The 11,022-nt window shown below is 46.0% G+C and carries 8 protein-coding genes; 5 read left to right on the top strand and 3 right to left on the bottom strand.

Annotation, left to right across the window (positions count from 1 at the left end):
- Positions 1-38 precede the first annotated feature (38 nt).
- A complete protein-coding gene (locus FOT42_RS07930; RefSeq protein WP_151890037.1) occupies positions 39-1,232 on the top strand; it encodes a Pycsar system effector family protein in 1,194 nt (397 codons plus the stop codon).
- Positions 1,233-1,235: 3 nt separating this feature from the next.
- On the opposite strand, the gene FOT42_RS07925 is transcribed toward FOT42_RS07930, so the two are convergent.
- Positions 1,236-3,611 carry a GAF domain-containing protein gene (locus FOT42_RS07925; protein ID WP_151890036.1) on the bottom strand — a complete coding sequence of 792 codons (2,376 nt, stop codon included), beginning with the start codon at positions 3,609-3,611 and terminating at the stop codon, positions 1,236-1,238.
- A 117-nt stretch (positions 3,612-3,728) separates the two neighbouring features.
- Between FOT42_RS07925 and FOT42_RS07920 the strand changes: the two genes are divergently transcribed.
- The 4 genes from FOT42_RS07920 to FOT42_RS07905 all read left to right on the top strand — a co-directional run bounded on the left by FOT42_RS07920 (position 3,729) and on the right by FOT42_RS07905 (position 7,755).
- Positions 3,729-4,625, top strand: a complete 897-nt coding sequence (locus FOT42_RS07920; protein WP_151890035.1) for a metallophosphoesterase family protein — start codon at positions 3,729-3,731, stop codon at positions 4,623-4,625.
- 1 nt (position 4,626) lies between these two features.
- The gene (locus FOT42_RS07915) at positions 4,627-5,802 is read left to right on the top strand and encodes a helix-turn-helix domain-containing protein (protein WP_151890034.1); all 1,176 of its coding nucleotides are present in this window, start codon (positions 4,627-4,629) and stop codon (positions 5,800-5,802) included.
- A 92-nt stretch (positions 5,803-5,894) separates the two neighbouring features.
- Entirely contained in the window at positions 5,895-7,037 is a 1,143-nt protein-coding gene (locus FOT42_RS07910) for an acyltransferase family protein (protein ID WP_192938344.1), read from the top strand.
- Between the two features lie 76 nt (positions 7,038-7,113).
- Entirely contained in the window at positions 7,114-7,755 is a 642-nt protein-coding gene (locus tag FOT42_RS07905; RefSeq protein WP_151890033.1) for a hypothetical protein, read from the top strand.
- Here the strand turns inward: FOT42_RS07905 and FOT42_RS07900 are convergent, their stop codons facing one another.
- Positions 7,756-9,918: an acylase gene (locus FOT42_RS07900; protein WP_151890032.1), complete on the bottom strand. Its 2,163-nt coding sequence runs from the start codon at positions 9,916-9,918 to the stop codon at positions 7,756-7,758.
- 51 nt (positions 9,919-9,969) lie between these two features.
- The gene (locus FOT42_RS07895; protein ID WP_151890031.1) at positions 9,970-11,007 is read right to left on the bottom strand and encodes a TPM domain-containing protein; all 1,038 of its coding nucleotides are present in this window, start codon (positions 11,005-11,007) and stop codon (positions 9,970-9,972) included.
- Positions 11,008-11,022: the final 15 nt, after the last annotated feature.

Raw genomic sequence — 11,022 nt, 5'->3', positions numbered from 1 at the left:
CCAAAATTTTGTAATTTGGATTATTGAAACATATGATTATGTCGGAAATTGTTGAAAAAACTGAATGCTTTGCATCAAAATTGCTAACGGAAAAACTGGATCCCAGGTTTTTATACCACAACCTTCGACATACCCAACGTGTTGTTAAAAGTACTAAAGAATTGCTCAACTTCTATAGTCTGGGCGATGATGAAAATGAGCAATTGCTATTGGCCGCTTGGCTCCATGATATCGGTTATGTTGAAGACCGGGAAAACCATGAAGAGGCGAGCTGTAAAATGGCGACTTCGTTTCTTGGGGAAAATGGATATGATTCCAAGGGCATCACTCAGATATGTAAGCTTATCATGGCCACGAAAATGGGGCATGAACCACAAAATTTATCGGAAGAAATCATCAAGGATGCCGACACGTCCCACTTTGCACAAAGCAGTTACTGGGAAACCACGGATTATTTGAAGGAGGAACTCAAACTGCTCGGCATTGCCGATTTTTCCTCGAAGGACTGGAGGGACAAGAACATCCAAATGTTCCGAAACCTCCACAGTTTTTACACCGACTATGCCAAAGAAAATTGGGAGGAGGGCAAGGAACGGAATTTAAAACAACTGCTCAAAGAAAAGAAAACCGAAAAAAACATAGCCAAAAAGGAGGCATTGAAGGCGAAGTACAAAAATGAAAGCCCAGACCGGAGCATACAGACACTTTACCGTGTGACCCTCAAAAACCATCTGAAACTCAGTGACATTGCGGACACCAAGTCAAACATCCTGTTGTCCGTTAATGCCATCATCATTTCTTTGGTACTGGCCAACTTGCTCACCAAACTTGACAATCCCTCCAATGCCTATCTCATCTACCCAACGTTTGTTCTCATCCTGTTCAGTGTTGCCTCCATGGTATTGTCCGTTTTGGCCACTAGGCCCAACATCACTAGTGGAAGGTTCACTAAAGAGGATGTGGAGCAAAAAAGGGTCAATCTACTGTTCTTCGGGAATTTCCATAAAATGAAGCTCGAGGAATATGAATGGGCTCTTCAGGAACTGATCAAGGACAAGGAATACGTGTATTCCTCGCTAACGAAAGACCTTTATTATTTGGGGCTTGTGCTGAACCGTAAATACAAGATACTCCGAATCACGTATACCATTTTCATGTTGGGAATGATCATCTCCGTGATTGCTTTTGGCGTTGCCTTTCGCTTTTTTGGTCCAGACCAAATAACTTTTTGACGATTACGACCTTAACTCCTCCATAAGGTCATCGTACGTATAGGTACGCTCGGATTTTTTATCCTTTTTGTAGAGTATTTCTGCCCGAATGGCCTTGAGTCCCGTCACCCCTTGGAGTCCCTCCAGTTCTACGATCTCAATGTTGTTGGTAAAGTAGCCCTTCGCTTTTAGGAACCGTAGGTAACGCATATACTCCCTTTCGTCCTTACGTTGGGAATATACTATGGAAAGTTTCCCTTTTTGGGTCAATCGCTCATTGGTGCCTTTGATGTACGACTTGTCTATCCGCTTTTTGATGACCTCATACCTGGCATTGTAGGTCCCGTCCACATCAAAACGCTTTTCATCCATGCGGAAACGTATGGCCAAGGAAGTGCTGTACACCAAAATAAGGGAGGCCACATCCAGTTTTACGGGCAATTTGGATTTGAGCGCATAGTATTTGTTCTCCATTTCGCACATCACCTGAAGTTGCCAAAGCCTGAGGTTGCTCAGATACAGATTGTCAAAAACCCGGTCCCTTGCAATGGAACTGCCAATGTACATGTTGTGCTCTACCCCATCGGTCTTGTACCGCTCAAAATAGTGTGGGAACATGGCTTGGGCTTCTTCCTGTTTTTTGTCCAGAATTGCGGCCAACTGCATGTTGGCTTCCATTACGCTTTCGTCGTAATTGCGGCGGTGGTCGTAATAGGACTCCGTGGTACTATCTATCTTTTTCTCATATTCCCCAATGAGTGCCTTGAGGTGCTTGTCCTCTTTCTTGAAGTGTTTGAAGACAGGGTCAATCTCTTCCTTCACAAAATCGAACACCGCCTGCTCGGTATGGGTAAAAAGGGACTCCCGCACTTCTTCCAGATAACTGTTGACCCGGAACATGAGCTCTTCATATATGGGAAGTCCGTACGATTTGACCGCTTCTTTCAGTATCTCATTGATTTCCGAAAGTTGGATCATCAGATCTCTTTGGATGGACAGGTTCCTTTCCTTGGAAGAATCCTTGATATCGATCTGACCATAGAGTGGATAAACATCCTTGAACACAATTTCCCTAAAAATGGGCTGGTTGCCGGCCAGTTCATCGGCCATGAAACGCTTGGCCTCTTCCTGGAACTTCCAATATACTGATGGGTGTACCGTGGTACACTCATGCTGGATCACGGCATCTATCAGGTTTTCCTCTTCCTCAATGGTCCGCATCACGGCAGAGATGATATAGGGCATCACATCGTCCAGTTTGTTGGCATTCACGCTGTTCAGCTCATTGGCCTTTTTGGAAACAAGTTCCAATACCCCCAAGAGATTCCCATTCACGGAGATAGGGGCCAATATGGCACTCTGTATGCCTTGTTCCATGAGGTTTTTATAGGGCTGGACATTGCCTTCCGATTTTTTGAAATATTTCTCCACGTTGGAAATGGCAAAATATTTTCCTTCCTTGAACAACTTCCCGTGTGAATGATCGCATAGCATGACGTCACAGGATTCAAGATCCTTACCGTTCAGGACATAGCTTTCCATTCCCTTGCCATAGATCTTGAAAAAGTTGTTGGCATTGGAATCATATCCCGCAAAACCAACATTGATATCCTTTAATCGGAACAACGATCGGAACGTGTTCTGAAAACTCTCCATAAAAGATTCGTTCTCCTTTTTCTTGCCTCCGATCAAGGTTGATTTTATCTCCGATATGGAATGCTCCGCGGTCACATCGAACATATTGGAAATGATGAACCCCTTGGCAATAAAACTATTAGGTGGGATTTTTTCCTTCCACAGGTCAAGGTTGTCAAAACTTGCCAAGAGTTCATCCACATCGTCCTTCGTGAGTTCCTTTGCCTTTTCGGTGGGAAGCACCTCCATAAAATCCGCATTGTACATGATGCGATAGCGGTTCATTACCCCATTGGCATCCGGAATATCATAGAAAAGGGGACGCTTAAAATCGAGATTGTACCCGTAATGGAACTTTAGGATCACACTACATTTCATGATGTAGTTGTACTCCATGGGCAAGTTGTGGATTTGCGGTTGAAAACCTTCCCCCGCTTCTTTCAACAGTTTTTGAAAACGCTCCGAAGAGTTGAACACCAAATCCTCAAAAGCCGTGGTGGCCGTCTTGATCTCATTATTGGTGAGCATGGGGGCAAAGGTATCCTCCAGAATGATCTTGATCACATACTTGTGTTCTTCCAAAAGCGAAAGATCACTGAACCCTTCCCTCAGTATGGGGTAAGGGGCCTGTGCGTCCAACACATATTTGGCACGCTCCGCCAAATGTCTATTAGGACTTTTAAGCTGTTCATCGTAATGCTCCAAGAGTTTATTGAAACTTACCAACTGAACCACAGGGCTTTCCATACCTTTATCCTGCTTCATACAAGCGTTAGTCGAGATTGAGTCCGTAAAGTTACAAAAAGAAAAAATGCATTTCATTCCATGCTCATCTTTATGGATTAATTGCCATTTTTGAGGATATTTGGTAAAATTTAACCCATGTCATCCACCACAAGATTGGACCGGGCCTACGAGAATGCCAAGGCCATCTCTTTTGACGACACTTCCAAGTTTATCTTCTTCAGTGATTGCCACAGGGGGGACAATAGTTTTGCGGATGATTTTGCGAACAACAGGAACATCTATTTCCACGCCCTGAACCATTATTACAGGGAAGGTTTCCACTATTGTGAACTTGGCGATGGGGATGAACTTTGGGAAAACATCAGTTTCGAGGCCTTGATCGAGGCCCATAAAAATGTATACCAATTGCTGCGCCAGTTCCATTTGGAAAAACGGTTGCACATGCTTTGGGGCAACCACGACATGGTCTATCGGGATGAGAATTACGTAAAAAAACACCTTTCCCATTATTTTGAGCCCATTGACGGTTCCGATAAGGCCCTTTTTGAAGGGATCACCTATCATGAGGCCCTTATCTTGAAGCACGAGGAAACTGGACAGGAGATATTCTGCACCCATGGCCACCAAGCCGATTGGTGGAACTATGTGTGCTGGCGCATCGGAAGGTTCTTGGTAAGAATACTCTGGAAACCGCTACAGGTAGTGGGCATTGCGGACCCCACTAGCCCTGCAAAGAACTACAAAGAGCTCATCCGCATTGAAAAACGCATCAAACGCTGGATCTTGAGGAAAAACATGCTGCTCACCATTGCTGGGCATACCCACAGGCCCCGGTTCCCCGAACCGGGACAGATTCCCTTTTTCAACGACGGGAGTTGCGTGCACCCACGGAGCATCACAGGATTGGAGATTGAAAACGGCCAGATTTCGCTCATCAAATGGCACATTGCCACCAAGGCGGACGGTACGCTACAAATTGTACGGGTCTTGCTGGAAGGACCCGAAAATTTATCGGACTATATAGCTCCTTGACATGAACAGCCTCGAGGCCCTACTTGACCAGATCCCGATACGCCACAACCTTGCGTCCCACATCATGCTGCTTGGAATTGTCCAGGGGTTTTTTCTGACATTGGTCATTTTTATCAGGGCCAAAAGAAGGTCCGCCATTTTGTTCTTTGGTTGGATGTTACTGGTACAATGTTTTGTATTTCTGGATGTGTACCTATGCTATACAGGACTCATAAAATATGTGATGGGGTTCAACGATTCCACAGAACCCTTAGTGCTACTCATTTTTCCTACACTGTATTTTTTCCTCTATGCCCTACTTGAGCGTAAGCCCATAACCCTGAAAAAACACTGGTTCCATTTTTTGCTGCCCGTGGCCTATGCCCTGTCACAGATCTATTATTATGTGAGTCCCATCGAAGTGAAAATCAATGCCTATTTGGGCGCCTATTATCAAAATCTTGGTTTTTTGGACATTCCTGATGGGGTGAACCACTCCTATCACATCATAAAAGATAAGTTCCGGTGGTTGATCCTGTTCAGTTGCTCGTTATACTTGGTCTTGACTTTTCGTCTGGTCTTGAAAGCGAAAACAAATGGTTGGGTGTCCGCCAAGAACATCAAACTGGACAAGTATCTTTTTTCGCAGAATACCGTGATCATATCCTTTATCCTGTCGCTGACCCTGTTTTTCATCTTTTTCAATTTTGATGACGATGGTGGGGACCATTATATTGGCATGATCCACACCTTAACCATATTTGTCACTTCTTTCTTCATTCTTTCGGAATCCCGCTTTTTCGAAAAATCATGGATTGCTGACAAATACGAGACCCTCGCAGGCAGTTCCATCGAATTTGAAACCATTGAGCAGTTCCTGAACGAGACTACTTATTATTCAGATCAGGGTGCGTCCCTGAAAAATCTGGCAGAAAAACTGGGCACCAATGCCAATACCGTATCCAAATTGATCAATTCACAAACAGGGATGAACTTTAACGACTACATCAACCAAAAAAGGATTGTGCTTTCCAAAAGTAGGTTGGTGGACCCTGACTTTTCCCATCTTACGGTAGAGGCCATTGGCCAAACAGTGGGCTTCAGGTCCAAATCTGCCTTTTACAGTGCCTTCAGCAAACATGTGGGCCAATCGCCATCTGCCTTTGTGAAGCAGAAAAACGGGCAAAAAACGGTCTAATTTCTCCCAAATTGTAATTCAGGACATTTGCACGGACCTAAAATCAAGCGATTTACAAACACACTTCCCATCTTTGGCCAAAATTCATCAAAATGGAAAAAACGATAAGACGTTATGATCTCGACTGGTTGCGGGTCATTGTATTTGGGTTGCTTATTTTTTATCACGTGGGCATGTTCTTTGTCCCTTGGGGCTGGCATGTGAAGAACAATGTGATCTACGATTGGCTGCGTTGGCCCATGTGGTTCCTGAACCAATGGCGACTACCCATACTCTTTACCATTTCCGGAATGGGCACTTACTATGCCCTCGGCAAAAGGACCTTGGGGAAATTTGCCTGGGAACGTTTCCTCCGACTGGGCATCCCACTGGTTGCGGGGATGTTGCTCATTGTCCCACCCCAAGTCTATTTTGAACGTTTGGCGGAAGGTACTTATTCAGGTTCATACCTTCAATATTACACGTCCGTGGCTTTCGATGGGGTGTACCCCGAAGGGAACCTGAGTTGGCACCACCTCTGGTTCTTACCTTATCTGTTGCTGTTCTCCTGGGTGCTTTCGCCGCTATTCATTTACTTGAGAAATCATGGCACCAAGTTTATCGATGGGGTCAAAAGAATGCTCCAAAAACCCCTGAGAATCTATCTTTTTGTAATCCCACTCTACTTTGTAGAAGCCTTGGTGGAGCCTTTTTTTCCAGTGACCCATGCCCTGGTCGATGATTGGTTCACCATCATTTTCAATATCATTCTATTTTTCTATGGATTTGTCCTGATCGCGACCGGAAACATATTCTGGGAAAGTCTGCCCCAATTGAAGCACAAAGCGCTTGTGATCGGCATAGTGGCTTTTTCGGGCCAAGTGATTATCTGGTTGCTTTTTGAGGACGGCTATGTGATCCATTTTACCGAAGCCCTGTTGAAAGTAGTGAACATTTGGTCCTGGATATTGGTGTTGTTCGCCTACGCCGCACAATGTCTGAACAGACCCAGCAAAGGTCTTGCCTATGCCAACCGGGCAGTTTATCCCTTCTACATCCTGCACCAAACCGTGACCGTGGGCATTGCTTACTATCTCATGGATCTGGATTGGGGCCTTTTGCCAAAGGCATTTCTATTGATCGTGGGCACCTTTGGCATCAGTTGGTTGATCTACGATATTGTCATTCTGAGGATTCCATGGCTGCATCCCTTGTTCGGGTTAAAAAAAGAAAAGGGCAAAAAGATTGCAGGTTAACGATTTAACTTCAATTTATCATCTTCATGGCAAGGTATTTGTTACTTTTATTTGTGCCAAATTGTTCCATCTTGCCATGAAGAAGCTATTTTTTGTTCTACTGGGTATGTTCCTCTCTACGGCTCCCTTGTTCGCGCAGGGCGATCTGCCCACTACCCGTCCGTTAAAGATCGGCGAGAAGAACGACCTCGACATCAAGGCCAGCAATCAAGGTACATCGCTCCGAATGCCTTCCGTATTGGACGAGAACCTTACTTCCAAAAATGAGAAACCTGGCATCCAAATGTTGCCCGATCGGGAATTGTTGCAGGCAGGCCACGATTTGGTCATCGACCCTAAGGTCGGGGAAAAGAAGGAAAAAGGGAGCAACGAACACTTTGGCGATCAATATCTGGGCGATTTCAAGACCAATGCCAAGTTTGTGGGCATTGTGGCAAGGGACCACGAATATGTGGATGGCGACCGCATCAAAATCTACGTGAACGGAGAGGTGGTGGAGCATAACCTTCTGCTATCGGGAACCTTCAGGGGCATAAATCTTGATTTGGTCCCAGGTTTCAACCGCGTCGAGTTCGAAGCCTTGAACCAAGGTTCGTCCGGACCCAACACGGCCCAAGTGGTGGTGACCGATGACAAAGGTGAGGTCATCCACAACAACCGATGGAACCTTTCCACCGGTTCCAAAGCAAGTTTGATCATCGTCAAAGAAGATGAATGATCACTGTCCGGGCCTGTATGTCCGTTGGGCCCGCTCCAATACATCTTCCTTATAATACGCCGCATCCTTGAATTCCATGTCCGCATAGCGCTGTGCTTGGTCATTGAAATGAGGTGAATCGGGATTTCCACTCTGCCCCCCGGCAAGTATCGTCTTGGCCCTTACTTTGTCCCCGAATTCCACCACGGCCACAAAACTGTTGCCGCGGGTTCCATACATCTTTTTGGTACCGTTGTCGTACCGTGCGCCATAGGCCGCCAATGCCCCCCAATTGCCGCTTGCAAAACCAATGGGAATACTGGGCTTGGCATCGTCAAAAGGTTGGCGGATATCCCCGTTCAAGCGTTGGTAGCGGTTCACTTCACCCCAAGGCATTTTCCAAGTGCCGAAATCATCGGTCAACCGATCTAAGGTTTCTTGGAACAGGTCGAGTTTTTCTGAATTTGGGGAAGCTGCGCCCCAATATTCCACAAGTTCCATACCTGAAAGACCTTCGGGCCTCACTGCTTTGGAATAGCTCATTGTTCCATAATAATGGGCCAATGTCATCGCCACAGATTCCTTTGAAGTGGTAAAATCCCAATTCCGCATAACCTCTATAGCCTCTTTCAGTTCTGGCCTTGGTTGGGCATCATACGCACGTACCAGACCAGGAATCAATGCTTCAAAAGCAGGTAAATAAGGGTCGTGGGCCAATTGGATAAGGCTGTCCAAGGTATAACCGCTACGCCCTGTCAACAATTCAATGGCATGGACCCCCCTAAAATTTTCTTCATCTTTGGACATATAGTTGGGATAATCCTCCTTTTTGGGACTGTATTCCAAGGCCGAGGTGTACGGGGTCGAATTGCAGTTCTGTATCCATCCATTTTCGGGGTTCAACACCAGAATGTTCTCGTCCACCGTGTGCAGTCCCTGCCAATCGGTTTTGGGATCACTGCCGTCCACGGGCTGGGTATAATCATAAATGGTATCGCGCTTCGGGATGAAGTTTCCATGGAAATAAGCGATGTTGCCCCCTGCATCGGCATAGACGGTATTGTTCGAAGAATTGGTTCGGATGTCCATCATTTTTCGAAAACCATCATACCCATCCTGTTTGGTACGGATATAGGATTGTTCCAATGCCTTTACCGGCTCCCACATCATGGCCGAAGCGGTCCATTGGTCGTCCGCAATATGGGTGATCGGGCCGTGATGGGTGCGGTACACGGGAAAAGTCCTCTCTTTCAGGGTTTCACCATCCCTATATTTCAATGTTACTGTGCTCGAATCCACTGGCCGCAGTTCCTCTCCATATCGGTAGAAAAGCTTGCCATCATTCTTTAGAATGGTCTCCTTGAACTCGTCCATCACATCAGTATAGGTCGATGTATGCATCCAGCCCGTTTTCTCATTGAATCCCTGATATACAAAAAACTGTCCCCAGGTGACGGCACCGTAGGCATTCAATCCTTCCGCACTGATCACGTGCACTTCGCCCCGAAAATAGAAAGAGGTATGTGGGTTGATGAGCAACATGGCATTCCCGGATTGGGTCAGATTCCCAGAAATGGCAATGCCATTGGAACCTTGGGGCTCGACCATTTCGGCTTCTTTTTTCTGTTGGAGCAATTCCATCTCAGGGATTTCCATCCCACTTTCATAAAAGTTTTGGATTTTTCGGATGGAGATGCGTTCAATGTCACCGCCAATAGATCCCTCACTGAAATACATGGGCATCCACGGCTCAAAACGCGTAAAAAGTTTGGGTTTCACATCCGGATGGGTGTGCAGATAATAGTTGACCCCGTCAGCAAAGGCATCGCAGAGTTTCTTCAGCCATTCGGGACTTTTTTCATAATTGGCCTTGGCCTCCTCCTCTGTCATGAAGAGTTTGGCCCTCAGATCGCTGTACAGGGCCTCCTCTCCCTCAACCTCCGCCAATCGGCCCGTGGCCCAGATATAATTTTGCTCCACACGATTGAAATCATCCTCACATTGGGCATACAACAACCCAAAAACGGCATCTGCATCGGTTTTTCCATAAATGTGGGGCACTCCAAAATCGTCTCGGATGATGGTGATGTTCGCTGCTTGGGCTTTCCAGTTTTCAACTTCGGTCCGCTGTTTTTCCGAACAGGAAAGAAAGACGAAAAGAATCGCAAGAAGTAATGTCCTCATGTGGGGTGTGGTTTGGTTTTATCTCCATGAAAATACGGGAATTCCCTTTGCCTACCAACTTCCACTGGCACCACCTCCACCAGAACTGCCACCACCGCCGGAAAAACTACTGGAACTTCCCCCGGAACTGCTTGACCCGAACGAATGGCTCCCTGAAGATGAAAAGGTCTTGCCCATATACGTTTTGTCCGATTTGAACCAAGAAAGCTTGAAATCTTCCTTGCCCTTGATCAAAATCTTCACCACGGCCAAAACGATTGTCAGCAAAAAGAATCCGCCAAAAACATAATAAACCCAACCAATGTCCTCGACCAAGGCTTCAAAATCCAAATTGAAACCGTAGATCATGCTCAGAAAGAACAGTGGCATCAAAATAAAGACCAACCCAAACCCGACCATGAACAGTGCGGAGAAAATCATGAACAAACCGGGAACTAGGCCCAATTTCCCGACCATGATCCCCCGAAACATTTCCACCAGACCCGAATAACCCTTGTAGAAAACGAATACCCCGGCAGCAATAAAAATGGATAGGAAAAGAGTGAACAACAGGTAGCCCCACCAAGGCATTTCGCCTTCCGCCTCAATTTCCCTGTTGAATTCCGCCAAGGCTTCGGGATTGTTGAGAAACTCGATGATCTGGTCCGTGGCACCATCTATTCCGGCAAAATAGGCTTCTTCCTTAAAATTGGGAATCATGGTATTGCGGATGATGCGTGAGGCCACGGCATCCGTGATGTAAGATTCCAGTCCGTAGCCGACCTCAATGCGCACTTCCCTATCATTCTTTGAAAAAAGGATAAGAATGCCGTTGTCCTTGCCAGCCTGTCCCAGCTTATTCTGGTTAAAGACCCCGTTGGCATATTGCTCAATGGTCTCATAGCCCAAATCATCAATGGTCAATACCACCAATTGATTGGTGCTTTCAGTCTCAAATTGGGTCAATTTTGACCTAAGACCTTGTAGTTCTTGCGGAGTGAAAATATTGGCATTGTCCGTGACAATCTCGGTCAATTGTGGGTACTGGTCCTGTCCCCAACAGAATCCCGAGAACCACAGCAAAACATAGAAAAACAATGTCCTCCCCATAAACTTGTTCAGCAA

The sequence above is a fragment of the Flagellimonas hadalis genome (assembly GCF_007785775.2).
In the GTDB taxonomy this organism is placed as follows: domain Bacteria; phylum Bacteroidota; class Bacteroidia; order Flavobacteriales; family Flavobacteriaceae; genus Flagellimonas; species Flagellimonas hadalis.
The sequence above is the reverse complement of the archived record's forward strand: the minus strand, read 5'-3'. Positions and strand labels throughout refer to the sequence as shown.

Excerpts from the sequence above, each read along its gene's own strand:
- FOT42_RS07930 (WP_151890037.1), top strand. The coding sequence starts at position 39 with ATGTCGGAAATTGTTGAAAAAACTGAATGCTTTGCATCAAAATTGCTA.
- FOT42_RS07925 (WP_151890036.1), bottom strand. The coding sequence starts at position 3,611 with ATGAAGCAGGATAAAGGTATGGAAAGCCCTGTGGTTCAGTTGGTAAGT.
- FOT42_RS07920 (WP_151890035.1), top strand. The coding sequence starts at position 3,729 with ATGTCATCCACCACAAGATTGGACCGGGCCTACGAGAATGCCAAGGCC.
- FOT42_RS07915 (WP_151890034.1), top strand. The coding sequence starts at position 4,627 with ATGAACAGCCTCGAGGCCCTACTTGACCAGATCCCGATACGCCACAAC.
- FOT42_RS07910 (WP_192938344.1), top strand. The coding sequence starts at position 5,895 with ATGGAAAAAACGATAAGACGTTATGATCTCGACTGGTTGCGGGTCATT.
- FOT42_RS07905 (WP_151890033.1), top strand. The coding sequence starts at position 7,114 with ATGAAGAAGCTATTTTTTGTTCTACTGGGTATGTTCCTCTCTACGGCT.
- FOT42_RS07900 (WP_151890032.1), bottom strand. The coding sequence starts at position 9,918 with ATGAGGACATTACTTCTTGCGATTCTTTTCGTCTTTCTTTCCTGTTCG.
- FOT42_RS07895 (WP_151890031.1), bottom strand. The coding sequence starts at position 11,007 with ATGGGGAGGACATTGTTTTTCTATGTTTTGCTGTGGTTCTCGGGATTC.